The organism is Micromonospora sp. NPDC049679 (genome assembly GCF_040659735.1).
Classification (GTDB): domain Bacteria; phylum Actinomycetota; class Actinomycetes; order Mycobacteriales; family Micromonosporaceae; genus Micromonospora_I.
Genome location: NZ_JBFANZ010000054.1, coordinates 1 through 25,638 on the forward strand (window position 1 = coordinate 1; position 25,638 = coordinate 25,638).

The 25,638-nt window shown below is 70.3% G+C and carries 23 protein-coding genes and 1 pseudogene; 18 read left to right on the forward strand and 6 right to left on the reverse strand.

Annotated elements, in window-relative coordinates:
- On the reverse strand, positions 1-1,138 hold a 1,138-nt coding region (locus AB0J06_RS24265), incomplete at its 3' end, for a cellulose binding domain-containing protein (RefSeq protein ID WP_357431618.1).
- Positions 1,139-1,485: 347 nt separating this feature from the next.
- Between AB0J06_RS24265 and AB0J06_RS24270 the strand changes: the two genes are divergently transcribed.
- Positions 1,486-2,325, forward strand: a complete 840-nt coding sequence (locus tag AB0J06_RS24270) for a patatin-like phospholipase family protein (protein WP_357431620.1) — start codon at positions 1,486-1,488, stop codon at positions 2,323-2,325.
- Positions 2,326-2,402: 77 nt separating this feature from the next.
- Positions 2,403-2,828: an acyl-CoA thioesterase gene (locus AB0J06_RS24275; protein ID WP_357431622.1), complete on the forward strand. Its 426-nt coding sequence runs from the start codon at positions 2,403-2,405 to the stop codon at positions 2,826-2,828.
- Positions 2,829-2,976: 148 nt separating this feature from the next.
- Here the strand turns inward: AB0J06_RS24275 and AB0J06_RS24280 are convergent, their stop codons facing one another.
- A complete protein-coding gene (locus AB0J06_RS24280; RefSeq protein ID WP_357431624.1) occupies positions 2,977-4,650 on the reverse strand; it encodes a methyl-accepting chemotaxis protein in 1,674 nt (557 codons plus the stop codon).
- Positions 4,651-4,906: 256 nt separating this feature from the next.
- Here AB0J06_RS24280 and AB0J06_RS24285 point away from each other — a divergent pair, with 256 nt between their 5' ends.
- The 3 genes from AB0J06_RS24285 to AB0J06_RS24295 are packed head-to-tail and all read left to right on the forward strand — an operon-like array spanning position 4,907 to position 6,544.
- Positions 4,907-5,371: a cysteine dioxygenase family protein gene (locus tag AB0J06_RS24285; RefSeq protein ID WP_357431626.1), complete on the forward strand. Its 465-nt coding sequence runs from the start codon at positions 4,907-4,909 to the stop codon at positions 5,369-5,371.
- 32 nt (positions 5,372-5,403) lie between these two features.
- Positions 5,404-5,901 (forward strand): rhodanese-like domain-containing protein, encoded by a 498-nt coding sequence (locus AB0J06_RS24290; protein WP_357431628.1) that lies wholly within the window; start codon positions 5,404-5,406, stop codon positions 5,899-5,901.
- 52 nt (positions 5,902-5,953) lie between these two features.
- Entirely contained in the window at positions 5,954-6,544 is a 591-nt protein-coding gene (locus AB0J06_RS24295; protein WP_357431630.1) for a winged helix-turn-helix domain-containing protein, read from the forward strand.
- 22 nt (positions 6,545-6,566) lie between these two features.
- On the opposite strand, the gene AB0J06_RS24300 is transcribed toward AB0J06_RS24295, so the two are convergent.
- Positions 6,567-7,490 (reverse strand): AEC family transporter, encoded by a 924-nt coding sequence (locus AB0J06_RS24300; protein ID WP_357431632.1) that lies wholly within the window; start codon positions 7,488-7,490, stop codon positions 6,567-6,569.
- A 264-nt stretch (positions 7,491-7,754) separates the two neighbouring features.
- Here AB0J06_RS24300 and AB0J06_RS24305 point away from each other — a divergent pair, with 264 nt between their 5' ends.
- The 6 genes from AB0J06_RS24305 to AB0J06_RS24330 all read left to right on the forward strand — a co-directional run bounded on the left by AB0J06_RS24305 (position 7,755) and on the right by AB0J06_RS24330 (position 11,832).
- On the forward strand, positions 7,755-8,381 hold the full coding sequence (locus tag AB0J06_RS24305; RefSeq protein WP_357431634.1) for a winged helix-turn-helix domain-containing protein: 627 nt from the start codon (positions 7,755-7,757) through the stop codon (positions 8,379-8,381).
- Positions 8,382-8,422: 41 nt separating this feature from the next.
- Positions 8,423-9,052 carry a uridine kinase gene (locus AB0J06_RS24310; RefSeq protein ID WP_357431636.1) on the forward strand — a complete coding sequence of 210 codons (630 nt, stop codon included), beginning with the start codon at positions 8,423-8,425 and terminating at the stop codon, positions 9,050-9,052.
- A gap of 125 nt (positions 9,053-9,177) precedes the next feature.
- Complete coding sequence (locus AB0J06_RS24315) at positions 9,178-9,612, forward strand: TraR/DksA C4-type zinc finger protein (RefSeq protein WP_357431638.1); 435 nt, start codon at positions 9,178-9,180, stop codon at positions 9,610-9,612.
- 30 nt (positions 9,613-9,642) lie between these two features.
- Positions 9,643-10,515: a DUF72 domain-containing protein gene (locus AB0J06_RS24320; RefSeq protein WP_357431640.1), complete on the forward strand. Its 873-nt coding sequence runs from the start codon at positions 9,643-9,645 to the stop codon at positions 10,513-10,515.
- Positions 10,516-10,673: 158 nt separating this feature from the next.
- Complete coding sequence (locus tag AB0J06_RS24325; protein WP_357431642.1) at positions 10,674-11,105, forward strand: DUF2267 domain-containing protein; 432 nt, start codon at positions 10,674-10,676, stop codon at positions 11,103-11,105.
- A 97-nt stretch (positions 11,106-11,202) separates the two neighbouring features.
- Entirely contained in the window at positions 11,203-11,832 is a 630-nt protein-coding gene (locus AB0J06_RS24330; protein ID WP_357431644.1) for a DNA starvation/stationary phase protection protein, read from the forward strand.
- Positions 11,833-11,904: 72 nt separating this feature from the next.
- On the opposite strand, the gene AB0J06_RS24335 is transcribed toward AB0J06_RS24330, so the two are convergent.
- Both AB0J06_RS24335 and AB0J06_RS24340 read right to left on the reverse strand, forming a co-directional pair.
- The gene (locus AB0J06_RS24335) at positions 11,905-12,654 is read right to left on the reverse strand and encodes a DUF72 domain-containing protein (protein WP_357431646.1); all 750 of its coding nucleotides are present in this window, start codon (positions 12,652-12,654) and stop codon (positions 11,905-11,907) included.
- An 86-nt stretch (positions 12,655-12,740) separates the two neighbouring features.
- Positions 12,741-15,242: a glycoside hydrolase family 3 N-terminal domain-containing protein gene (locus AB0J06_RS24340; RefSeq protein WP_357431648.1), complete on the reverse strand. Its 2,502-nt coding sequence runs from the start codon at positions 15,240-15,242 to the stop codon at positions 12,741-12,743.
- A gap of 322 nt (positions 15,243-15,564) precedes the next feature.
- On the opposite strand from AB0J06_RS24340, the gene AB0J06_RS24345 reads away from it, so the two are divergent.
- From AB0J06_RS24345 to AB0J06_RS24360, 4 genes are all read left to right on the forward strand, one after another.
- The gene (locus AB0J06_RS24345; protein WP_357431650.1) at positions 15,565-16,905 is read left to right on the forward strand and encodes an extracellular solute-binding protein; all 1,341 of its coding nucleotides are present in this window, start codon (positions 15,565-15,567) and stop codon (positions 16,903-16,905) included.
- Complete coding sequence (locus AB0J06_RS24350; protein WP_357431652.1) at positions 16,902-17,852, forward strand: sugar ABC transporter permease; 951 nt, start codon at positions 16,902-16,904, stop codon at positions 17,850-17,852. Before AB0J06_RS24345 ends, AB0J06_RS24350 begins: the two co-directional genes overlap by 4 nt.
- A gap of 1 nt (position 17,853) precedes the next feature.
- Entirely contained in the window at positions 17,854-18,768 is a 915-nt protein-coding gene (locus AB0J06_RS24355) for a carbohydrate ABC transporter permease (protein ID WP_357431654.1), read from the forward strand.
- A 128-nt stretch (positions 18,769-18,896) separates the two neighbouring features.
- A complete protein-coding gene (locus AB0J06_RS24360) occupies positions 18,897-20,681 on the forward strand; it encodes an acyclic terpene utilization AtuA family protein (protein ID WP_357431656.1) in 1,785 nt (594 codons plus the stop codon).
- A 15-nt stretch (positions 20,682-20,696) separates the two neighbouring features.
- Here AB0J06_RS24360 and AB0J06_RS24365 read toward each other — a convergent pair whose 3' ends face one another.
- Complete coding sequence (locus AB0J06_RS24365) at positions 20,697-22,427, reverse strand: cholesterol oxidase substrate-binding domain-containing protein (protein ID WP_357431658.1); 1,731 nt, start codon at positions 22,425-22,427, stop codon at positions 20,697-20,699.
- Between the two features lie 553 nt (positions 22,428-22,980).
- Here AB0J06_RS24365 and AB0J06_RS24370 point away from each other — a divergent pair.
- The 3 genes and pseudogenes from AB0J06_RS24370 to AB0J06_RS24380 form a co-directional block, all read left to right on the forward strand.
- Positions 22,981-23,751 (forward strand): hypothetical protein, encoded by a 771-nt coding sequence (locus AB0J06_RS24370; protein WP_357431660.1) that lies wholly within the window; start codon positions 22,981-22,983, stop codon positions 23,749-23,751.
- Positions 23,752-23,934: 183 nt separating this feature from the next.
- Entirely contained in the window at positions 23,935-24,327 is a 393-nt protein-coding gene (locus AB0J06_RS24375) for a hypothetical protein (protein ID WP_357431662.1), read from the forward strand.
- Positions 24,328-25,192: 865 nt separating this feature from the next.
- Positions 25,193-25,638 (forward strand): annotated as a pseudogene (locus AB0J06_RS24380) (hypothetical protein); the annotation flags it as partial.

Sequence of the window (25,638 nt, forward strand, 5' to 3'; positions counted from 1 at the left end):
TGGACCTGTTTCCGGTGCTGCGTGACCGGACGCACCAGAAGGTGTCGCTGCTCTCCGGCGGCCAGCAGCAGATGGTGGCGCTCGGGCGGGCGATGAACCCGAAGGCCGTGCTGGCGTTGGCGGCCAGGTTGCCGTTCCAGCTCACGTTCTTCGCCGTGACGTTCGCTCCGCTCTGGGTCACCGTGCCGTTCCACGACTGGCTGATCCGCTGCCCGTCGGCGAAGACGAACCGCACGGTCCAACCGGTGATCGGGGTCGTTGTGTTGTTTCGGACGGTCACCTCGCCCTGAAAGCCGCCCTGCCACTGGCTGGCGATCCGGTAGCTCGCTGAACAACCACCGCCCGTCGGCGGGGTCGTTGGCGGGGTGGTCGGCGGCGGGGTGGTCGGCGGCATGGTCGGCGTGCCGCCGGTGAGCGCCGTCGTCAACGCCGGGTACCACTTGTCGGACATCTTCTGGTCACCGGCGGCGTTGGGGTGCACCCCGTCGTACGTGTCGGCGGCGGTGCTGAACCCGCTCCACTGGTCGACCACCGTGATCGGCGATTCGCGCGTCGTCTTTCCGGCCGCCCAGGCCGGGATGGCGTTGTTCAGCGTGACCGCGCGCTGCCCGCATTCGGCGCAACTGGTCGGCGCCAGCGGGATGATCTGCGCGACGATGATCTTCATGGTGGGGTTGCTGGCGCGCATCTGATCGACCAGCGCGCCGTACGCGCCGAGGATGGTCGCTGATGGGACGTTACTCCAGACGTCATTGGTGCCGAAGTGCATCAGCACGATGTCGGGGCGGGTGGCCGAGAGCCAGCCGGGCAGTTGATTCTGGTTGGCCACGTTGGTCGCCAGAAACCCCCCGTGTCCCTCGTTGTCCCCGTCGTACGGCTGTCCGCATCCCTGTGGGCCCAACGTGCCGACGAAATCGATGTTGGTGTGGCCGGTGTTCTGCAGTCGGTTCCAGAGCAGGGCGCGCCAGCAGCCGGGGGAGCCGGTGATCGAGTCGCCGAGCGGCATGACCCGGACGGGTGCGGGAGCGGCGGCAAGGGCGGGTGCGGGAGGGGCGGGCAGGGCGGGCCTGGCGACGAGCAGTCCGAAGAGCGCGGCGAGCGCGACCAGGGCGGCCCCGAGAATGGGCCTGCGGAGCATGGTGATCTCCTGTCACGGTGCGATGGGTGATGACGTGACCGGCCCGGGTTCCCGCGGATATTGAAGCAGCCGAATCAACCGGGCTCAACCGGTCGGGTTCCCCGCTGCGCCGAGCGCGAACATCGTTGACCCCGGCGCCGTCGTGGCGAGGATGGGGAGATGCGGATGCTCGACTTCGACCCGCGCCGGGTCCTCTTCGCCCACGACTGCTCGGTCTGGGAGCCGGCGCGCAGCTGAGGTCCGCAGCGGATGCGTGGCCGCAATGATCGCCGAATTCCGCCGGAACTGTCCGCGATCCTTCGCCGCTGGGTAGGAATGGACGCGAAGCCGACGACGGAGGAGGGGACATGGCCCGTGCGCTCGTGCTTGGTGGCGGAGGGGTGACCGGGATCGCCTGGGAGATCGGTCTGCTGGCAGGGCTCCGCAACGTGGGGGTCGACCTCAGCACCACGGACCTGATCGTCGGCACGTCGGCCGGCTCCGTGGTGGGTGCGCTGGTGGCGACCGCGGTCGACCTCGACCAGGCCGTCTCGTTCTTCCAGGCCGCGGGAGGCGGCGGCGAGGAGCTCTCCCTGCAGCTGGATCTCTCGCTCATCGCCCAGGCGTTCGGGATCGTCTCGGACACCGCGCTGGAGTCCGCGGATGCCCGCGCCCGCCTCGGGCGGTTGGCGCTCGCCGCCCCACTGGGTGAGGACCGTGTGCAGGTCGACCGCTTCGCCGCGCTGCTGCCGGTGCACGACTGGCCGGCCCAACCGCGGCTCGTCATCACGGTCGTCGACGCCAACACCGGGGAACCCGCCGCCTGGGACGACGCCGACGGCATCCCGCTCGTCCGGGCGGTGGCCGCCAGCTGCGCCGTACCCTGCGTCTTTCCGCCGGTGTCGATCAATGGTGGCCGCTACATGGACGGCGGCGTGCGGTCGGTGACCAACGCGGACCTCGCGGCGGGCGCCAAGGCGGTGGTGGTCATCGCCCCGGTCGTCGGTCTGTTCCGCACCTCCCCGGAGGCGGAGCTCCGCGAGCTGGGGGACGTGCGGTCGATCCTGGTGTCGCCGGACGAGGCGGCGGAGGAGGCGATCGGCCCCAATGTCCTCGACGCCTCGCGCACCGCGGTCTCGCTCGCGGCCGGGGTGGCGCAGGGCGAGGCGATCGCGGCCCGGGTCGGCGCGGTCTGGGGCACGACCTGAGATCACGCGTCGGGAGACGTTCGGTAGCCTGCGCCAGGCCGGCCGGCGAGTGGCCGCGCGGTGACGGAGGCGGGGGCATGAGCGGGGACTTTCGGGTACGGATCACGGTGCGGGGCTACGAGCTCGACACCCAGGGCCACGTCAACCAGGCGGTCTACCTCCAGTACGCCGAGCACGCCCGCTGGGAATGCCTGCGCGCGGCGGGCGTCTCCCAGGAGCGGCTGCTCGCCACCCGGGTCGGGCCCGTCGCGCTGGAGACCACCATCCGTTACCGCAGCGAGCTGCGCGGCGGCGACGAACTCGACGTGACCTGCGCCTTTGTCTGGAGTGAGGGAAAGACGTTCCGGGTCGTGCAGGAGCTGCGCCGGGTCGACGGCACCCTCTCCGCCGAGCTGATCGGCGTCGCGGGGCTGCTCGACCTCGACGAGCGCAAGCTGCTGTCCGCGCCCGGCGAGCACTTCCGGTCGTTGGCGACCGCGCCCGAGCTGCTCGGCCTCGCCTGACCGGTCGTGCCGACCCCTGGCCGGCCCGGGGCGCCCGACCGGGCGGTACGACGTACGCCGGAGCGCGTGCGCGAACGACCAGCGGGCCCGCTCCCGGCGATCAGCCGGGGGCGGGCCAGCGGGGTGGGCCGGTGAGTCGATCCTGCGATCAGTAGCGGTAGTCGGCGATCAGCCGCTGCAGCTCGCCGCTCATCCGCGCCAGTTCGGCGGTCGCCCGCTTGGCCTCGGCGATGCCGGCGGCCGCGGTCTGGGTCGCCATGGCGACGCCGGAGATGTTCTCGGCGATGTGACCGGAGCCGGTCGCGGCCTCCGACACGCCTCGGTTCATCTCGTTGGTCGTGGCGCTCTGCTCCTCGACCGCGCTCGCGATCGTCGTCTGGTAGTCGTTGATCCTGCCGATGACCTGCGTGATCTGCTCGATCGCGGCGACCGCGACCTGGGTGTCGCCCTGGATCGCCCCGATGCGGCGGGAAATGTCCTCGGTCGCCTTCGCGGTCTCGTGCGCCAACTCCTTGACCTCGTTGGCGACCACGGCGAAGCCCTTGCCGGTCTCCCCGGCACGGGCGGCCTCGATGGTGGCGTTGAGGGCGAGCAGGTTGGTCTGTTCCGCGATCGACGTGATCACCTTGATGACGTTGCCGATCTCGACCGACGACGCACCCAACTTCGCGACCGCCTCGGTGGTGGCGGTGGCGACGGTGGCCGCGTCGTGCCCGACCCGGGCGGCCTCGTTGGCGTTCTGCGCGATTTCCCGGATCGACGCGCCCATCTCCTCCGCGCCGGCCGCGACTGTCTGCACGTTGCGTGAGACCTGCTCCGCCGCCGCCGAAACCAGCCCTGCCTGGTCACTGGCCTGGTCAGCGCTCGTCGCGACCTGCTCGCTGGTGACCGAGAGTTCGTGCGACGAGGAGGCCAGCGTCTCCGAGTTGCCCGCCACCGCCTGCACCAGGTGCAGCGTACGGTCCAGTTCGTCGTTGAATGCCCCGCCGAGAGCGTGCAGCTCGCGGGTCCCGGCGGCCTCCAGCCGGAACGTGAGGTCGTTCTGGTCCCGGCCGCGTAGCGCGTCGGTGTAGCGCACGACGATCTTGCCCACCTTGCTGGCATAGAGGTAGACGACGGCTCCCATCGCCAGGGGCAGGAGCACGGCGAGGCCGATCAGCACCTGCACCGAGGTCTTGGTCGACTGCTGCGCGTCCCGGACCGCCTGCTCGGCGCGGCCGTTCATCAGCGTCTCGAACTTGCTGATCGGCTCCGCGATCACGCTCTTGTCCTGGTCGTACTTGGCGTCGAACATGATCGACCGGGCGATCTCGCGCTTGGCGAGCGGGCTGAGGGCCCGGTCGGTTGGCGCGAGGGTGAACTGGGCGATGGCCGGTGGCATCTCGTCGGGCTTCACCCCGGCCGCCTCGAGCATCAGCCGCTGGGAGCGTGACTCGGTCTGCACCAGCGCGTCGGACTTCGCCTTCGCCTCGTCCACCAGCGCGAGTTCGTCGCTCCCCGCGCCGAGTTCGCGCAGTCGGGCGACAACCTTGTCGCGGGTCCTCGTCTCGGTGATCTCGCGCCAGTACTTGTCGAGATGCGCGCGATCTCCGTTGGCGGAGTATTTGCGGGCCTCGTCGGTCAGCAGGTCCGACGCCCCGTTCAACTCGATGGCGAGCGCCTTGAACTGCGCCTGGCGCTCGAACGCCGCGGTCTCCTGGTTGATCGCGCCGTTCACCATCCAGACACTGAAGATGAGGAGGCCGGTGATGAGAAGGAGGGTGCAGGCGGCGGCGCGGTTGACCGTCGATTGCCGCAGTCCCTGGTTGTGCGATGTCGCCACGACCATCGCCTTTCGATTGAGGCACGCCCGGTGCGGGCGCGGGGTGCTCTCCTCATCGGTCAGCTGGTCTGGATCGGATGGAAAAAGAATGACAATTCGTACATTCTAGGGATCTTGCCGTGCTTGCGGCGGGGGGAGCGTCGAGCTGTGTTTTCGCCGGCGGACGGCAGATCACTGCCGATGTCCTATTAAACCCATAGGCATTATCGGCTAAGCTGTCGCGCAGTGGCCTTCCGTCTCGCGTCGAGGAACTCGCATGACCTTCTCCGGCACCGCCCGCCCTGACCTGCTCGCCATCGCCGGCCGTTACGCGGCCGACCCCGATCGGTGGCCGGTCCGGCCGCGGTTCGATCCCGTTGACCGGTGGTACGCCCGCATCGCGGAGCGACCCGATCACGAAGCCTGGCTGCTCACCTGGTTGCCGGGGCAGGAAACGGAGCTGCACGACCACGGGGGATCGGCCGGCGCGTTCGTCGTGCTCTCGGGCGCTCTGGTGGAGGAGACCGTGGCCGGCGGAGAGTCGCGCGGCGCGGTGCTCGTCGCCGGGGCCGGCCGTCGATTCGGCACCCACCACATCCACCGCATCGTCAACCGTGGCGGCGACCCGGCGATCAGCGTGCACGTCTACGCACCCGCCCTGCGCAGCATGACCCGCTACCACCTCGACGCCCGCGGCGGACTGCGGGTCGCCGAGGTGGCGCGCGCGGGGGTGGCGTGGTAAGCCCCCGCAGTCGCGAACGGAGGTGGGGCGCGGTGAGCGCGAGGAGCATCGAGGCGTCCAGCTGTCGTGGGCCACGGCCGCCGGCCGGCTCGCGTGGCATCGACACGATCCTGACGGCCGCCCGGGGCCGGTTGCGCCGTCTCCACCCTGAAGAGGGGCACCTCGCCTATCGCGGTGGGGCCGTACTGGTCGACATCCGTCCGGCGGCTCAACGCGCCGCGACGGGCGCCGTGCCGGGGGCGCTCATCGTCGAGCGGAACGTGCTCGAGTGGCGGTTCGATCCGCGCAGTGCCGCGCGGCTGCCGATCGCGGACCGGTACGACCTGCCCGTGGTGATCTTCTGCCAGGAGGGTTATACGTCGTCCCTGGCGGCCGCCGCCCTGCAGGATCTCGGGCTGCGCCGCGCCACCGACATCGTGGGCGGGTTCGCCGCGTGGCGATCGGCCGGGCTGCCCGCCTTCGGGCCCACGGACCTCTCCGCACACCTGACCGCCGTACCGCCGGCGACCGCCGGGCGGGCGACCCGCTGACGCGCCGCGCGACCCTGCGCGGGGGCGGCACATCGAGTCACAAGGAGGCCGCATGTCGGTCATCGCGATCTCACCGCGCGCGTACCAGTCGTCCGGGGCGTCGCGCGTCCCGCGACAACCCGCCGTGGGGGGCGACGGCAGCGCTCCGAGCCTGACCGTCACCTTCGACATCTCCCTCGCCGGCGAGACCCTGACCCCGCAGGCGTTCCGCCTGTTGGAGCTGGTCCGGGACCTCGTCGACCAGGGTGAGGCAAGGGTGACGGTCGGCGGCGGCCCCGTCCGCCCGCCGCTGCCCGGCGGCCCCATCGGGCGGGTCGCGACCACCGATCCCGGCGACGCGCCGGCGGTGCGGATCTTCGCCGCCTCGCGCACGGTGACACGCGCCGGCGAGCGCGTGCCGCTCACCCGGCTTGAGTTCGATCTCCTGCTCTTCCTCGTCGAGCACCCGCGCCGGGTCTTCACCCGACGGCAGTTGCTGAGCGGCGTGTGGGGCTACGAGAACGCCGTCGCCCGGACCGTGGACGTGCACGTGCGGCGGCTCCGCGCCAAGCTGGGGGAGCGGGTTCCGATGGTGACGACCGTCTACGGCGTCGGTTACCGGCTTGCCGACGACGCCCGGGTGGGCATCAACCGCGACGGCTGACCGCGACGCTCGACGTCCGTGCTCAGTGGAGCGCGGCGGCGATGACCGTCAGCGACACGGCCGCGGCGAGGGTGGAGAGCACGATGCTGTCGCGGGCGACCGCCTCGCCCCGCTGGTACCGCGTGGCGAAGACAAAGACGTTCTGCGCGGTGGGGAGCGCCGAGGTGACCACGGCGGCGAGCAGCGTCGGGCCGGTCAGGCCGAGCGCGAAGCGGGCGACCAGGTATGCCACGACGGGCTGGGCCACCACTTTCAGCGCCACCGCGGTGTATCGCTCGCGGGCCTCGCCGCCGGCGGCCAGCGGCCGGCTGCCCGGCAGGGACATGCCCAGGGCGAGCAACGCCAACGGCACGGCGGCCGAGCCGATGAGCGTGAACGGTCGCAGCGCCTCGGCGGGCGGGTGCCACCCGGAGGCGGTGACGGCGAGACCGGCCGCCGAGGCGAGCATGATCGGGTTGCGGACGGGGAGCAGCGCGAGGCGCCGGAGCGGCGGACGCCGGGCGGCGGCGGTGGCGTCGAGCACCGCCAGCGCGAGCGGAGAGGCGAGCAGCACCTGGAAGAGAAGCACCGGGGCCACAAAGGACACGTCGCCGAGCACGTACGCCGCGACCGGGATGCCGAGGTTGGCCGTGTTGACGTACGAGGCGGAGAGGGCGCCGACGGTGACCTCGGCGGCGGGCCGCCGCCAGAGGAATCGGGCCACCGTCACGTAGCCGACGGCGACCACGATCGTGCTGACCACGAAGGCGGCGAGCGCGCCGGTGAAGACCTCGTCGAGCGGCGAGGTCGCGAGCGTGGTGAAGAGCAGTGCCGGCGCGGCGATGAAGAAGACGAGTCGGGTGAGGGCGGTGGTGGCGTGCGGCCCGAGCAGCTCGTGCCGACCGAGCAGATAGCCGACCAGGGTGACCGTCCAAAGAGCAGCGAACCCGGTCAGCACTCCACGCATGAGCCTATCCTGCCGGGCCGCCATTACCACTAGCGCAGGCCCTGATTAGCGAGCGATCGACTACGTTGCGTTTGTCGATTGTCACATTTATGCAACGCCGAGACTATTGACCGGAGCGCGGGGGGCCGGCAGCATCGTCACGTGCGGTGCCTTCGGGCGTCTCCCCGTGTGTTGTTCTTTCCCGCCGGGGCGCCGTGCTTCCTGGGGAGTCGCTCACGCGTGCCATTGCGCGCGTTGAGATGTCCGGATCTGTCAAGGAGGACCATGTCGGTCAGCCCCGCGTCGTCGCGTGCTGGATGGCACACCTCCCAACCCGCCGGACCGGGCCGGCCCCCGGTGGCCTCACGGCGCCCCGCCAACCCGGGAGCGCCGACCCTGACCGTCACCCTCTCGATCCCCCTCGCCTGCGAGGAGGCGCTCACCCCGCCGGCCCGCCGCCTGCTCGAGGCGGCGCGCGAGATGCTGGAGTGCGGGGAAGGGAGTGTGATCGTTTCGCCGGCGCACGGCGATCATCCCCATCCGGTGCCGGTGCCCCGGCGTCCGTCCGCGGCCCCGACCCCACCCCCGCAGCCGGTGACGCCCGAGCCGGCCGGGTTGCACATTCTCTCCGCGTCACGCTCGGTGCTCCTCGACGGCGAGCTGCTGCCGTTGACCCGGCTCGAGTTCGATCTCCTGCTGCATTTCGTGGAAAACCCGCGCCGGGTCTTCACCCGGCTGCAGCTTCTCACGGCGGTATGGGGCTACGAGCACACCGGCGTGCGCACCGTCGACGTCCACATTCGACGGCTACGGGTCAAGGTCGGCGACCGGATGCCGCTGATCACCACCGTCTACGGGGTCGGCTACCGCCTCGCCGACGATGTCGTGATCACGATCGACCACAACGGCTGACCGCCCGGAGCTCTCCCGCCCGCACCAGGCACGATGGGTCGGTGAGGATCCGACCCATCACGCCCGAGCTGCTCGTCGAGGAGCTGGCGGAGCGGCTCGCCGGCGAGCGGCCGGAGCAGCGGCTCCGGGTAGCCGTGGACGGCGCGCCGGCAGCCGTGCCGGAGCGGCTCGCCGAGGCGCTGGTCGATCCGCTACGGACGCGGGGCCGCCCCGCCGTACCGATCTCCGCCCGGGGGTTTCTCCGCCCCGCCTCGCTGCGCTACGAGTTCGGTCGCAGCAACGCGGACGCCTTCTACGGCGGTTGGCTGGACGAGACGGGGCTGCGCCGGGAGGTGCTCGACCCGGCAGGTCCCGGCGGCACCGGACGGATCCTGCCGTCGCTGTGGAACGCGGACACCGAGCGGGCGAGCCGAGCCGACTACATCACGCTGCCGCCGGCCGCGGTCGTGCTCGTCAGTGGTCCGCTGCTGCTCGGCGGCGCCCTCCCGTTCGACGTTCTGGTGCATCTGGTGCTCTCGCCCGGCGCCCTGGCCCGCCGCACGTCGCCCGAGGACGCCTGGACCCTGCCCGCCTTCACCCGCTATGACGAGGAGGTCGCCCCGGCGCTCTTCGCGGACGTGGTGGTGCGGCTCGACGACCCGCGGCACCCCGCCGTGGTGGAGGAGAGATAACGCGCCGGACGGGCGGTTTGACGCGATGACCGTCCGGGTATCTCGCGGGCCGTCACGGCGCATCGTGCGGATCACCCGGTCCGTTCCCCGAGGAGTGCCACGGTCGTCCCATGGAAGGAGCGAGCATGCTGGTCAATGGTGCGGTCGCCGCGGGTTCCCAGGTCGCGAAGACGGAGAACCCCGATCGTGTCCGGTCACTCGCGGACACGGAACAGATCCGCGGCTCGCTGCAGGCCCGTTACGACGAGCTGACCGCCGAATACGAGCGGGCGGTCGCGGAGAACCAGGTGCTCCGGCTGGTCGAGGGGGGCGACACGGCGGGCGACGACCAGGTCGACAGCGGCACGAAGACCGCGGAGCGCGAGACGGCTCAGTACCTGATCCTCGCCATCCTCGATCGGCGCGTGCAGTTCGAGCGCGCGCTTGCGCGGCTCGCCGAAGGCACCTACGGCTTCTGCGAGGGTTGCGCCGTGCCGATCCCCGTCGAGCGGCTGGAGATCTTCCCGTCGGCCACCTCCTGTGTGACCTGCAAGCAGGCCCGCGAGCGGCGGGCTGCGTAACGGCGGTCCGGCCTCGCCGGGAGCGACGGCATGGGTGAGATCAAGGTGGGCACGGCTTCGTGGACTGACCGGACGCTGCTGGAGTCCGGTTGGTACCCGAATTCGGCGGACACCCCGGAGAAGCGGCTCGGCTATTACGCGAGCCAGTTCCCTCTGGTCGAGGTCGACGCGACCTACTATTCGCCGCCCGCGGAGCAGACGGCGGCGCTGTGGGCCGCCCGCACGCCTCCCGGCTTCACCTTCAACGTCAAGGCGTTCAGCCTGCTCACCGGCCACCCCACGCGGGTGGCCGCGCTGTACAAGGATCTGCGCCCGGAGACGGAGAAGAAGACCGTCTACCCCGACGACCTGAGCCCGCAGGTGTACGAGGAAGTCTGGACGCGGTTCCTCTCCGCGCTTGATCCGCTCGTGGCGGCCGGCAGGCTCGGCGTGCTCCTCTTCCAGTTTCCGCCCTGGTTCACCATCACCCGCGCGCACAAGCAGTACCTGCTGGAGGTGGAGCGACGCTGCCGGCCGCTGCGGCCGGCTTTCGAGTTCCGCCACGCCTCGTGGTTCTCGGGGGACAACCGGGACGAGACGCTGGAGTTCCTGCGCGCCCACGCGTTGCCGTACGTGTGTGTCGACATGCCGCAGGGACACCGCTCGTCGGTCCCCCCGGTGCTCGCCGCCACCTCCGACCTGGCGGTGATGCGGTTCCACGGCCATAGCGAGCGGTGGACCAGCAAGGACATCCAGGAGAAGTTCGGTTACCGCTACTCCGACGACGAACTGCGGGAATGGGCGCCGAGGCTGAGGCAACTCGCCGACGAGACGGAGCGGACCCACGTGCTGATGAACAACTGCGCGGGGGACGCCGCGCAGCGCAACGCGGCCACCCTGGCGAGCCTGCTCGACGCCGCCTGATCCGTGGAGATCCCGCCCTGCGGACTCTTCTCATCTTGATCGGGTGAGGCGTGCTCACCCGCCCGCGCGGAACGCTCTTCCTACGTCGAGGTGGCAGTGAGTGGTGCGGGTTGCGCGGCGCTGCCTCCCGCATTCCTGACTCGAGAAGGGCCGCAGAGATGACCAGTGCGCAAGTAAACGCTCTCGACAGCAGCGTGGAGAAGACCAACAAGGTCCTCAAGGACATCGAGCAGGCGTACGGCTGGCCGAAGGAGCGCCGGAACCAGTCCTACCTCGCGATGCGGGCGGTCCTGCACTGCCTGCGTGATCGTCTGCCGGTCGGCGAGGCCGTCCATCTCGCCGCCCAACTGCCGTTGGTGATCCGCGGCGTCTACTACGACGGCTGGGAACCGGAATCGGTGCCGAAGAAGATGGGGCGCAGCGAATTCCTGGCCCGGGTCCGCAGCGACTTCCGCTTCGAGATCGACGGTGGGATCGAGCGCCTCGTGCAGACCGTTCTGACCGCGCTGCGGCCGTACATCACCGACGGGGAGTGGGACGACGTGAAGTCCACGATGCCCAAGGAACTGATGTCGATGATGCCGGCGTGACAGCCACGCTCTGACCCAGTCCGATCCGACCGGCTGCGACGGCCGGCCGGCGACCGCCCTCGACCCGATCGGGTCGACACCACCATCGGGAGCCGAGATGACGACCCCAGGGGGCAGCCAGCCGTGGCTGCACTCGTACGGCAAGGAGATCCAGCCGTTCGGCACCGTCCGGCAGTTGCCGATCGCATTGCCCTTCGAGACGCGGATGCGGTCGTGCGAGCGGTTGAACCGCATGCTGGCCGACACCCAGATCCTGTACTCGCATTACAAGAAGCACCATTGGCTGATGCGCGGAGTGACCTTCTTTCAGCTGCATCTGCTGCTCGACAAGCACGCGACGGAGCAGTTGGCGATCGTCGACCTGCTGGCCGAGCGGGTCCAGACTCTGGGCGGGACGGCGGTCGGCGACCCCCGCCACGTCGCCGAGATCACCCAGGTGCCGCGCGCCCCGAACGGGGTGGAGGAGGTGCCGTCGATGCTCTCGCGTCTGCTCCAGGCACACGAGATCATCCTCACCTGTGCGCGGGAGACCGCCCGGGAGGCGGCCGACATGGGCGATGACGGCACCAACGACCTGGTGGTCTCCGAGGTCATCCGCAAGGGGGAGATCCAGGCGTGGATGCTCGCCGAGCACCTCGTCGACACCCCGTTGGTCTACGCCCCGGATGGGCAGCAGGGCGGTCGACTGGTCGGCAGTGTCGGCGCCGGCGGTCTGCAGCAGCACTGACGATCCGCGCGATCAGGGACCAACTCCGGCGCGTCGTCGGCGCGTCGTGGCCACGGTCCCTGATCACGCGGGTCATGGCGTGCGGGTGACCGCCATGCCCCGCCGCGCGGCCGTCCTGGCCAGCGCGGAGGCGTCGGTCACCGCCGCGCCGGCGGGGTCGTTGTTGAAGAACACGTACGACGGCGCGCCGTCGCCATACGTGTCGGCGAGCCGGTCGATCCAGGACGTCAGGGCGGCCCGCCCGTAGCGGGGACGGGGATCGGCCAGCCCTTCGTGCAGCCGCAGGTAGCCGAAGTCCGCCGTCCGCCACAGTGGCGTGACGGGTCGGCCCCGGCGGTCGGCCCAGCACAGCGCCGCCCCGCGCCTGGTCAGCGTCGCCCGCAGTTCGTCGCTCCACCAACTGCGGTGCCGGGGCTCGACCGCGACGCGCACCTCGGGTGGGAAGAGGGCGAGCGTCTCGTCCAGCGCCGCGATGTCCGCGCGCAGGGTGGGCGGCAGTTGCAGGAGCACCGGGCCGAGTCGGTCGCCGAGCGCGCTCGCCCGGCTCAGGAACCGTTCGACCGGCTCCGCCGGCTCCCGGAGCCGCTTGATGTGCGTCAGATAGCGGCTCATCTTCACTCCGACGCAGAAGTCGTCCGGCGTACGAGCCCGCCACTGCGCGAACGTGGCGCGTTCGGGCAGCCGGTAGAAGGCGTTGTTGACCTCCACCGTCGCGAAGTGCGCGGCGTAGTGCTCCAGCCAGCACCGCTGCGGCAGCCCGGCGGGATAGAACCGGTCGCGCCAGTCGCGGTACTGCCATCCGGAGGTGCCGACGAGGATCATGCGATGGATGTGCCCATCCCGCGGCGTGTCAGACCCGCTTCCGCCGGTCCGTGGTGTCGGCGGCTTCCTTGGCGAATGGGGGGCGGCTACCGGACGGTCACCTCCGCGGCCAGCTGCCGCCGGTGGTCGACCCGGCGCTCGGGGCCGACCAACCGGAGCGCGACGGTGTGCCGGTCATCGGCGCTGGAGGCGGAGAGGCGCAGTTCCAGCTCGCCCGGCTCGACGATCCTTTCGCCGGCCCGCCCGGTGAAGCAGGCGAGGTCGGCGTGCACCCGGAAATCCACCGCGCGAGCCTCGCCGGGCGCGAGCGCGACCCGCGCGTACCCGGTGAGCCGGATGACCGGGCGGGTCACCTGGGCGACCGGGTCGTGCAGGTAGAGCTGGACGACCTCGGCGCCGGGACGGTCACCGGTGTTGCGCACCGTCAGCGACAGGGTCAGTGCGGCGTCGGTGCCGAGCTCGACCGGCCGCCCGGCCGGCACCGGTTCGCCGTCGATCCGGACGTTCTCCCAGGAGAACGAGGTGTAGGACAGGCCGTGGCCGAAGGGGTAGAGGGCGGTCGGGTCGATCGAGCTGACTTCGGTGCGGTGGCCGAGCGGCGGCGCGAGGTAGGTCGCCGGCTGACCACCGGGGCGGCGGGGGACGCTGACCGGCAGACGCCCCGAGGGGCAGACCCGGCCGGTGAGCACCCCCGCGACCGCCGATCCGCCCTCCTCGCCGGGGAAGAACGCCTGCACTACGGCGGCGAGCCGGTCCGCGTACCGTCCCAGCGCGTAGGGGCGGCCGCTGAGCACGACGAGAACCACGGGCGTCTCGGTGGCCAGCACGGCGTCGAGCAACTCGCCCTGCTGCCCCGGCAGCGTCAGATCCTCGGCGTCGCAGCCCTCGCCGGAGGTCCCGTTACCGAACAGCCCGGCCCGGTCGCCGACCACCGCCACGCAGATATCCGCGTTCCCGGCCGCGGCGGCCGCCGCCACGATGCCCGGCATCTCCTGCCGGTCGATCGTGCCCGCCGCCACATGGGAGAGCGCGGCGCTGGGCAGTTCGGCGCGGAGCGCCTGCAGCAGCGTGGGGATGGCGACGCCGCCGGCGAGGTCGGGGTGCTCGGTGGCGACGTGGCTGGGGAAGGAGTAGCAGTTGAGCATGGCGGCGGGGGAGTCGGCGAGCGGTCCGACGAGCACGATCCGGGCGCCGGGGCGCAGCGGCAACGTTCCGTCGTTCGCGAGCAGCACCACGGACTCCTCGGCGAGCTCGCGGGCGAGCTCGCGGTGCCGGGGCGGGTCGAGGTCGATGCTTCCCGGGACACCATCCGGGTCGCCGCCCTCCGTCGCGGTGCGGACGGTGAGCGCGGTCGGGGTGGGCTGCCAGTCGGGGTCGAGGAGACCCAGTTCGCACTTCTGCCGCAGCACCCGCCGCGCGGCGCGGTCCACGGCCGACTCCGGGACCCGTCCCTCGCGGACGGCCCGGATCAGGGGCGGCCCGAAGCAGCGTACGGCGGGGAGCTCGATGTCGATGCCGGCGGCCAGAGCGAGCCCGGCCGCCTCCGCCGGAGTCGCCGCGACCCGGTGCAGCGACTGCAGGAACGACACCCCGAAGTAGTCGGAGACGACCGTGCCGGTGAATCCCCACGTCTCGCGGAGCAGGCCGGTGAGGAGTTCGCCGTCGGCGGCGGAGGGCACGCCGTCGATCTCCGTGTACGAGTGCATGACTGAGCGTGCGCCGCCGTCGCGGATGGCCATCTCGAAGGGGAGCAGCAGCGTGTCGGCGAGTTCGCGCGGGCCGACCGCGACCGGGGCGAAGTTGCGACCGGACCGGGAGGCCGAGTAGCCGGCGAAGTGTTTGAGGGTGGCGACGATGCCGGTGGATTGGAGGCCGCGTACGTAGGCGGTCCCGATCGTCGCGACGAGGTACGGATCTTCACCGATGGTCTCCTCGGTGCGTCCCCACCGCGGGTCGCGCGTCACGTCGAGGACCGGCGAGAGTCCCTGGTGGACACCGAGTTGCCGCATCGCGGCGCCGATCTGCGCGGCCATCCGCTCCACGAGGGCGGGGTCGAAACTGGCGCCCCAGGCGAGCGGGGTGGGGTAGACGGTGGCGCCCCAGGTCATGAAGCCGGAAAGGCACTCCTCGTGGGCGATCGCCGGGATGCCGAACCGGCTGGCGGCGACGAGCTCGGTCTGCAGCCGGGCCAGGGCGTGGGCCCCGAGCGCCGGGTCGAGCGGCGCGGTGCCGAAGGGGCGGGTGAGCTGGCCGAGACCGTCGCGGATCAGCGTGGCCCAGTCCAGGGTCTCTTCGACGAGGTCGTGCTGGTGCGGGGCCATGTCCTGGTCGGTGGCGGCGGCGCCGAGCCACATCCCGTACAGCTGGGCCACCTTCTCCTCGAGCGTCAGCCGGGCGAGCAGATCGTCCACGCGCCGTGCGACGGGAAGCGACGCGTCCTGCCAGGGGTCGGGGCGGAGTGGCGGCACCGGGTGGCGGCCATCTGCCGGGGCGGCGAGGAGTTGTCCATCGTGCACCGTCGTCACCTGGTGTCCACCGTCCCCGGTGCGGGTCCGGCCGGCATCTGTTGCGTTGCCGTCGCTGCTCACGGGCGGCCTCCTGTCGCTGTTCCACGCTGTTCCGCAGCCGCTGCGGGCCACGGATCGCCATCCCGGCCGGCTCGGGTTGCTTCCGACATATTTCCGGAAACTAGCCCCGGCGTCGAGGGCGAAGTCGCCTCACCGTATCGCCGACCTTCCTGCAGACATAGGCCTTGACCGTTTCCTCACCGCGTCGTAGCGTGCGCCACATCACCACGAATTATCGGGGCCAGCACCGAAAAGTTACGGACCGCTGGACTCTGTGCAGACGCACTTCACGACCCGGTCTGTCGCGGCGCGAACAGGCCTCTTCGAAGGGACGGCGGCTCATATGACCACCCCGACGCAGATCTCCCATCGATCGCCCGTCTCCCGGCGAACGGTGATGGGCCTTGCCGGCGCGGGGGCCGGCGCGTTGATCCTCGGCACCTCGGCCTGCGGTGACGACCCGAAGGGCGGTGGCGGATTGGAGGCCCCCGGCGACCTCGACGTCTGGGTGCTGCAGGACGAGGCGCAGAACGCGGTGCAGAACGGCGCGGTGACCCGCTTCAACGCGGCGCACAAGGCGAAGGCGAAGATCACCCCGTTCGCCAACGACCCCTACCGCGACCGCCTCCGGGTGGCGATGGGCAGTCGCACGCAACCGGACATCTTCTTCAACTGGGGCAGCGGCAGCATCCGGGAGTACGTGGACGCCGGCCTGCTCGTCGACCTCACGCCGACGCTGAACGAGGACGCCGCCTTCAAGGCCAAGTGGATCCCGTCGGTGCTGGAGTCCGGCAAGATCGGTGGCGCGTTCTACGGCATCCCCAACCGCGGTATGCAGCCGGTCATCCTCTACTACAACAAGGACGTGCTCAAGCGGGTCGGCGTGCAGCAGCCGCCGGCGACGTGGTCGCAGATGCTCGCCTTCGTCGACGAGCTGAAAAAGGCCGGCATCACGCCGTTCGCGGTCGCCGGCTCGCAGACGTGGACGCTGCTGATGTGGCTGGAATACTTCGTCGACCGGCTCGGCGGGCCGCAGCCGTTCCAGCGGATCGCCGACGGCGACAGCGACGGTTGGAAGGACCCGGCGATCGCGGGCGCGATCGACAAGATCCGCGAGTTGGTCGACCGGGGTGGCTTCGCCAGCAACTTCGCCTCGGTCGGCTACGAGACCGGCGGCTCGGGCACCCTCTTCGCGCAGGGACGCGCCGCGATGCACCTGATGGGCTCGTGGGAGTACACCAACCAGGTACGCGAGCAGCCGCAGTTCGCCAGGAGCGCGCTCGGCTTCGCCACCTTCCCGGCGATCGAGGGCGGCACGGGCAACCCGAAGGCGATCGTCGGCAACCCCACCAACTACTTCTCGGTGACCAAGAGCTCGGACAACGTGGAAGCGTCGATCGCCTTCCTCAAGGAGATGGCGAGCGACGCCTACGTGGACGACTACATCGGCCGCGGTGACGTGCCCGCGATCGCCGACATCGAGAGCCGGTTCGACCGGTCACCGAGCCCGGAGTTCGCGCGGTTCGTCTACGGCATGGTGCGGGACGCGTCGAGCTTCCAGCTCTCCTGGGATCAGGCGATCGCCAACCGGGTCGCCCAGCCGATGCTGACGAACCTGCAGAAGGTCTTCCTCAAGCAGCTCGACGCGACCGGTTTCGTCACCGCGATGGTGAACCTCAAGTGATCACGACAACCGACGCGCCGCCGCCGACGGTGGATCGGTGGCGGCCGCGCCGGCTCCGCAGCGGCATTGACCGGGCGCCCCGGCCGAACGCCCTCTACGTCCTGCCGGCGGCGCTCTTCTTCGGCACGTTCGCGGTGCTCCCCGTCATCGGGGTCGCCGTGCTCTCGTTCACCACCTGGAACGGCCTCGGTGACCCGCAGCCGGCCGGGCTGGCCAACTGGCAGCGGCTGTTCACCGACGACACCGTGCTCGCCGCGACCGGCACGACCGTGCTGCTGACCGTGCTGTGCTGGGCGACGCAGACGCCGATCGCGCTCGGTCTCGGCGTCTGGGCGGCCGGTCAGCAGCGCAACCGGGCGATCCTGTCGGCGGTGTTCTTCCTTCCCCTGCTGCTCTCCAGCGCCGCGATCGCCCTGCTGTGGAAGTCGATCCTGGATCCCAACTTCGGGGTGGCGGCGAAGCTCGGTGGATACATCGGGTTTCCCGACGGCAACATCATCGGGCATCCGCGAGGGGCGCTCGCCTGCATCGTGCTCACCGTGGCCTGGCAGTTCGTCCCCTTCCACGCGCTGCTCTACCAGGCCGGCGCGCGCAACATCCCCCGGGTGCTCTACGACGCGGCGGTGGTCGACGGGGTGGACCGGTGGGAGGCCTTCTGGCACATCACCCTGCCGCAGCTTCGCAACACCGTGATCACCTCCTCGACGCTGATGATCGTCGGCTCGCTCACCTACTTCGAGACGATCCTTTTGCTGACCAACGGGGGACCCGGCGACGCGACCCACGTGCTGCCGTTCGTGATGTACGTGGAGGGCTTCCGTCAGTACGAGTTGAGCTTCGCGGCAACCATCGCCACCGTGCTGGTCGTGTTCGGCACGGTCCTGTCCCTGCTGATCGTGCGCTTCTCCGGCTTCGCCAAGATGCGCTCCACACTGGAAGGTCTGTGACGTGGCGGTACTGACGTCGCGCGGCGCCGACGGCCCGGACGCCCCCCAGCGGCCCGGCATCAGGCGGCGGGACCCGTACGACGCGCCGACGCGCCGACGCGCGGTCGAACGCCCCAACTACGTCTCCGGCGTGCTCACCTCGGTCTGGCTGCTGATCGTCGCCGTCCCGATCGTGCTGATGATCTTCTGGAGTCTGGAGCGGCGGTCGGACTACCAGAAGGGGCCGTTCTCGCTACCGAACAGCATCACCGTGGACAACGTCCGGGAGGTGTGGCGATTCGGGTTCAGCACCTACATGGGCAACACCGCGATCGTGACGGCCGGCAGCGTCGCGCTGATGCTCGTGTTGGCGCTGCCCGCGGCGTACGGCATCGTCCGGTCCACCAGCTGGTTCGCCGGCGCCGCCTTCCGCGGCTTTCTGATCGGCCTGGCGATCCCGGCGCAGGCGACCATCATCCCGGTCTACTGGATGATGGACCAGCTCGGACTCTTCGAGACGCTGACCGCGATCATCCTTCCGACGGTGGCGTTCCAGCTCCCGCTGGTGGTGCTGATCCTCTCCGGCGCGCTGCGCGACGTGTCGCGGGAGCTGTACGAGGCGATGACGGTGGACGGCGCGGGTGCGTTCCGGATCTTCTGGCGGCTGGTCCTTCCGATGTCGCGGGGAAGCATCAGCACGGTCTGCATCTTCACCGGCATCAACGCCTGGAACGGTTTCCTCTTCCCGCTCATCCTCACCTCCGAGCAGGGCAGCCGGGTGGTGACGCTCGGCCTCTGGAACTTCCAGGGGCAGTTCGCCATCAACATCCCGGGCCTGATGATGGCGGTGCTGATCTCCACCCTGCCGGTGTTCCTGCTCTACCTCGTCGCCCGCCGTTGGCTGGTCGCCGGCCTCGCCGGCGTCGGCGGCAAATGACCCCCGAGGCCGAGCATGGCCCGTCCGGCCGGGCCGAGCCGACGGGCGGGAAGCCGCGGCAGTCCCGCCAGCCGTCGTGAACGACGCGGTACGGTGTCGACCAGCCGACCCCCCCAAGGAGCGTGACGATGGCCGAGAAGCGTGACCTCCTGCGCATCGCCAACTGCTCCGGCTTCTACGGCGACCGTCTCTCTGCCGCGCGGGAGATGGTCGAGGGCGGCCCGATCGACGTGCTCACCGGCGACTACCTCGCCGAACTCACCATGCTCATCCTGTGGAAGGACCGGCAACGCAACCCGGACGGCGGCTACGCGGCCTCGTTCCCGGTCCAGATGCGCGACGTCCTCGCCACCTGCCTGGCGCGGCGTATCAAGGTGGTCGTCAACGCCGGCGGCCTCAACCCGGCCGGGCTCGCCGCGAAGCTCAGCGAGCTCGCCGGCCTCGCCGGCCTGCGGCCGAAGGTGGCCCACGTGGTCGGCGACGACCTCCTGCAGCGCCTGCCCGAACTGCAGCGGGCCGGACACCCGCTGGCGCACCTCGGCACCGGGCAACCGCTCGCCGAGGCCGCCGCGCAGCCGGTGACCGCCAATGCCTACCTCGGGGGCTGGGGGATCGCCGCCGCGTTGCGGGCCGGCGCCGACGTCGTCATCTGTGGTCGGGTCAGCGACGCCTCCCTGGTCGTCGGACCCGCTGCCTGGGCCTTCGACTGGGCCTGCGACGACTGGGACCGCCTCGCCGGGGCCGTCACCGCCGGCCACATCATCGAGTGCGGCGCGCAGGCCACCGGCGGCAACTTCTCCTTCTTCACCGAACTGGCCGAGCCGGTCCGTCCGGGCTTTCCCATCGCCGAGCTGGCGCCCGACGGCTCGTGCGTCATCACGAAACATCCCGGCACCGGCGGCGCGGTCACCGTGGACACCGTGACCGCGCAGCTGCTGTACGAGATCGGCGCACCCGCCTACCTCAATCCGGATGTCGTCGCCCGGTTCGACACGGTCACGCTGGCCCAGGACGGGCCCGACCGGGTACGGGTCGCCGGCGTCCGGGGCGAGCCCGCCCCCGACACGCTCAAGGTCTGCCTCAACTACCGCGGTGGTTACCGCAACAGCGCGACGTTTCTCCTCACCGGCCTCGACATCGAGGCGAAGGCGCGGTACGCGGAGCGGTCGTGGTCCGACGCCGTCGGCGGCCGGGAACGCTTCGCCGAGGTGGACGTCCGGCTGACCCGTACCGACACCGCCGACGCGGAGACCAACGCCGAGGCGGTCGCCCGGTTGACCATCACGGTGAAGGATCCCGAGAAGGAGAAGGCCGGTCGGGCCTTCTTCGCCGCGGTCGCCGAGGCCGGGCTCTCCAGCTATCCCGGCTTCTTCGTCGAGAACCTCTCCGCCCACCCGACCGAATACGGCGTCCACTGGCCGGCGCTGATCCCCGTCGACGTCGTACATCAGCAGGTCGTGCTCTCCGACGGCACGGTGGTTGACGCGCCGCGGCCGCCCGCCCGGCCGTTCGCCGCGCTGTCCGGATCCACTCCGCGGCGGGCCACGCTGCCACCGACCACGCTGCCACCGACCGCGACGCTCCGCGCGCCGCTCGGCACGCTCGTCGGCGCGCGCTCCGGCGACAAGGGCGGTGACGCCAACGTCGGTCTCTGGGCGCGTTCGGACGAGGCGTACGGATGGCTGCGCGACTTCCTCGACCTGGCGCGATTCCGCACGCTGCTGCCGGAGGCGGCGGCGCTGCCGGTCACCCGCTACGAGCTGCCCAATCTGCGGGCGGTCAACTTCGTGGTGCACGGCCTGCTCGGCGAGGGCGTGGCGGCGTCCACCCGACCCGATCCGCAGGCGAAGGCGCTCGGCGAATATCTGCGGTCCCGGCTGGTCGAGATCCCCACCACGCTGTTGCCCGGCTGAGCCGACCCGCGGCGATCAGCTCAGCAGCCGGTCCAGGAACGGATTGGTGAAGACCCGGTGCGGGTCGTAGGCGTCGAGCACGGCGACGGCGCTCTGCCAGGCGGCGACCGGACCGGCCGGGAACGATGCGGGGACCGTCTCGTCGAGGATCGTCGGATCCGACCAGGCGCCCTGATCCCCGTAGGCCCAGCCCTTCGACCATTCGACGCGCGCCCCCGCCCACGAACCGTCGTAGGTGGCGAAGACGAAGGCCTCCAGCTCGCGGTAGAACTCGTCGGCGTGGGCCGTGCCGGGGAGGGTGAGCACGTCGAGCCAGACCGCGACGTTCCACTCCGGACGGTCGGCGCGGGGGCGGATCGCCGACAGTGGGGGAGTCGTGGCCCCGGGTACGCCGACATCGCTCGGATCGTCGAGTCCGGTCACCCGGATCTCCACCGCCCCGTTGACCGGGTATCGGCCCTGCGCGGCGTAGCGCTCCAGCAGCGCGCCGTAGAAGCGCGTGAACTCGTGCACCACCCGCTGGACGTCGCCGCGGCGGGTGAGCACCGCGTATCCGTTGGCGTGCACGCGGAGCGTGCTGGGCTTGATGTAGAGCAGCACGTTCCTGGACGCGCCCCAGATGTCGGCGGAGAGCGAGGCCGTCAGCCCGGTGGCGGTCGCCGCGAACTGTGCCTGCCCCAGCAGTGGGGCGAGATGATACTGCCCACTGACGATCTGACCGGCGAGCTCGGCCACCGGCTCCGGGACGTTGTCGGAGAACGGATAATTGTAGGGGCTCGTCACAGGTCGGCTGGTCACCGGCCTGACCGGGCTGACGCTCCACACCTTGAGCCAGGGCTTGTCGGTGAAGGCGAACCAGATCGCCTCCACCCGCCCGCTCTCCTCCACAAACCGCGCGAAGGTACGCCCGCCGGCGCCGGCGGGCGCGAACAGTTCGGCCGCGGGAATGTCGACCCGGCTGAGGCAGCGCAGGGTGCGGTCGGCCGCGACGCGCAGCGTCACCTCGGTGAGAAAGGCCCGGCCGAGATGAGTCAGGTAGACCGCGGCCTCGGCGTCGGCGCGGTCAAAGGTTCGCAGAACGTAACTGCCGCGCGGCGGGTCCCAGACGACCGCAGTGAAGGAGACGACGAGGTTGCTCAGTGACCCGTACGTGGTGCCCGGCACGCGCGTTTCGCCGGCCGCCGGCACCGCGGTCCCATGCGCGTCGATCGCGAGCGCGCCGCCGATCGACAGGTCGCCGGGGGCGGGGGTGGCGGTCACCCCGTACCCGGCGCTGCCGAGGAACGCCAGCACGGTCTCCAGCGCGGCGCCGGTCTGCACGTGTACGGCGGCGGGCTCGACCGAGGCCATCGACATGGCGTTGAGGTGGCGGGTGGTGTCGACGAGAACGACCGGGGCGGCGCAGGTGGTCGCGGCGGTGACCGTCAGCGGCGCCCATCCGTGCCGGTAACCCTGGGCCCGCAGCGCGTAGCCGTGGCCGCGGGCCCAGTTGGCCAGCGTCACCACGTCCGCGGGGGTGGCGGGCGCGCACGTCCACACCTGGTCGATCCGGGTCTCGCCGGCCCAGTTCTCGTACGTCCGCCGGAACAGCGGGATCGAGACGGGGAAGTCGGGTGGGGGAGGACAACGCGGATCGGCCTGTGCCGGGCTGACGGTCCCGGTCGGCGTCCACAGCAGAGCCGCGGCGGCGCCCGCGCCGGCGAGAAGGTGACGCCGCGTCAGCGACGTGGTGGATTTCTGGCGCACATCGACTCCCAGCCTCGACGGTCGTCTCGTGCACGAGCATAGATTGATGGCGATGAGAGCGCAGGTCGCGGCGCGCGGGCATGCGGTCCTCACACTCATCGCTCGCCATGGCGCGCCGGAGTCGCCCTGATCCTGGCGATGGCGTGATGCCGTGGGGGAATCCCCGGCAACCGGGGGTCGTTACAGACGCTGGCCGCCCACCCGACATGTTCCGCTTGTCAGGGGCTGGAATGGCGGACCCCAGCCGGACGTTACATATGGTCCCCGCGCCGATACCTTTACAGGCCGCTCGGATACGGGAATGACCCACCGGCTGCGGTCGTTACATATGGTCCCGCTGAAAGTGGGCGGGAATCGCCGACGGCGGTCGGTGGTTATAGATGGTCCCCCCGATGGATCCGCACCGCAGATCGCGGTCGCGTGAATCGGAGTTTCTGTCCCAGTCCCGGGTCTCGTGTGCCTGATGTCTGGTTCGTCGCACACCGCATCGACTTTGTTCTTCTTTAACCCCCCGAACGCTTTTCTAACCCCCCGAGTGATTGGACTTTTTGCTGTGACTTTCAACCGTGAAATCTTCAAGCAGGCTATTTCTGAGCACAAGAACCGTGCCGTTCTGGCGGTGTCGGGTCTCGCGGTCTTCGGTGCGCTGGCTGGTGCCAGTCCGGCGGCTGCCGCGAGCGCTCAGCTCGAGAGCCCGACCGCGCGCACGAGCGTGTCGGCGGAGCAGATCGTGGCCCAGGCCGACGCCAAGGACAAGAAGGCCGACGCCAAGGACAAGAAGGCCGACGCCAAGAGCGAGAAGGCTGGCGCCAAGGACAAGAAGGCTGGCGCCAAGAGCGAGAAGGCTGGCGCCCCGTCGGTGGAGCAGCTGATGACCAACGGCGTGCCGAGCAACCAGTCGACGTATGAGATGACCCCGGAGCGGATGGCGAACGTCAAGGCCATCATCGAGGCCGGTAAGGAGATGAACCTGCCGCCGCGTGCGTGGGTGATCGCGATCGCGACGTCGTTGCAGGAGTCGAAGCTGGACAACCTGGGTCACCTGGGTGACATGAACGACCACGACTCGCTGGGTCTGTTCCAGCAGCGCCCGTCCTCGGGTTGGGGCACGCCGGAGCAGATCACCGACCCGAACTACTCGGCGAAGGCGTTCTACAAGGGTCTGCAGGGCGTTGAGGGCTACGAGACGATGCCGTTGACGGTGGCGGCGCAGACGGTGCAGGTCTCGGCGTTCCCGGACCACTACGCGCAGTGGGAGAAGATGGCCGCTGAGCTGGTGCAGGGCACTTACGGCCACGGCCCGTACGCCAAGATCGCCAAGTGACAATCGCATAGCAACAACGAACACACAGTGGGCGCTTCCCCGACCGGGGAAGCGCCCACTGGCGTATCCGGCACGTGCCCGCCGGTCCCTTCCGTCGCGAGTCCGGGTACCAGATCGGCTTGATCGGCGACATGCCCTACGGTGAGCGGGGACGGGCACAGTTCCCCGACGGTCATCGCCGACATGAACGCCCACCGGCTCGCCTTCACCACGTTCATCGGGGACATCAAGAACGGCAAAGAGCGCTGCGACCAGCGGATCTATGACGCCGCGGTGGGCAACTTCAACTCGTTCAACGATCCCTGGTCTACGTTCCCGGCGACAACGAGTGGACCGACTGTGACCGGCCGGGTAACGGCGATTACGACCCCAGCGAGCGACTCGCTCCCGTCCGCACCACGTTCGCCGGCACGCCGCGATCGTTCGGCCGTCGGAGCATCGCCTTCCAGCCAGTCGGGCTATCCCGAAAACGTCCGGTGGCAGCATGGTCCGGTGACCTATGTCGGGCTCAACATCCCCGGCAGCGGCAACAACGCCCCCCCAGTTCAACGCGAGCGGCAAGCAGATCGACGGTGACCGGGCGGAGTACGCCGCCCGCAACACCGCCAACCTCGCCCGGCTCGACGACGCGTTCGCGGCGGCGACCGAAGCCCGCTCGTCGGCCTTCATGATCGTGCTGCAGGCGGACATGTGGAACAGCGCGGCCCCGACGGCGCATTTCGCCGACACGAATTGGGCCAGCGCCACGATCGACCCGAGGACCCCGACGTGTTCACATTCCGCCCGCACGTCGTCCCCGCGAACGCGCCGCCGTACGTCGCGCCGTGACGCCCAGCGCGGAGCAGGTGAGCATCTGACGGTGAGGCGGCGTCGGAGGACACCGCCCATCCGCACCGACCGGGACGCCCGACCCGGCCCGTCCGCCCCAGCCCGTTCGGGGTGCGTCTTCCAGCGCGAGTCAACCGTGACGTCTGGGCGGACCGGTCACTCCTGGGCTGAGTGGGGTGTGTGGACGGGAGGGCAGCGGCACGGAATGCCGGTGGGGACCCGGTCGTTATACCTGGTCCCCGCGTCGCTCACTCTGCGGCCCGGGGGAACGTGGGAATGACAGACCGACTGCGGTCGTTACATCTGTCCCCGCGCCGCTCATCTTGACGGGCCGCCGGGACGCGGGAATGGCCCACCGGCTGCGGTCGTTACATATGGTCCCGCTGAAAGTGGGCGGGAATCGCCGACGGCGGTCGGTGGTTATAGATGGTCCCCCCGATGGATCCGCACCGCAGATCGCGGTCGCGTGAATCGGAGTTCTTGTTCGGGTCCGGTGTCCAGTCCCTGGTCTCGGCGTGTGCCTGATGTCTGTTTCATCGCACACCACATCGACTTTGTTCTTCTTTAACCCCCCGAAAGCTTTTCTAACCCCCCGAGTGATTGGACTTCTGTCGTGACTTTCAACCGTGAAATCTTCACCCATTGGATGCCGAAGTTCGACTCGAAGCGCGCCGTGCTGGCCGTGAGTGGTCTGGCGATGGTCGGCGGTCTGGTCGCCGGCCCGGCGAGCGCCGCACACGCCGCCGACACCGCGCCGGTGAAGGCCACCGCTGTCACCGCGACTCAGATCGTCGAGCAGGCCGACGCCAAGGACAAGGCCAAGAAGGCGGACGCCCCGTCGGTCAAGCAGCTCATGACCCGCGGTGTGCCGAGCGACCAGTCGACGTATGAGATGACCCCGGAGCGGATGGCGAACGCGAAGGCCATCATCGAGGCGGGTAAGGAGATGAACCTGCCGCCGCGTGCGTGGGTGATCGCGATCGCGACGTCGTTGCAGGAGTCGAAGCTGGACAACCTGGGTCACCTGGGTGACATGAACGACCACGACTCGTTGGGTCT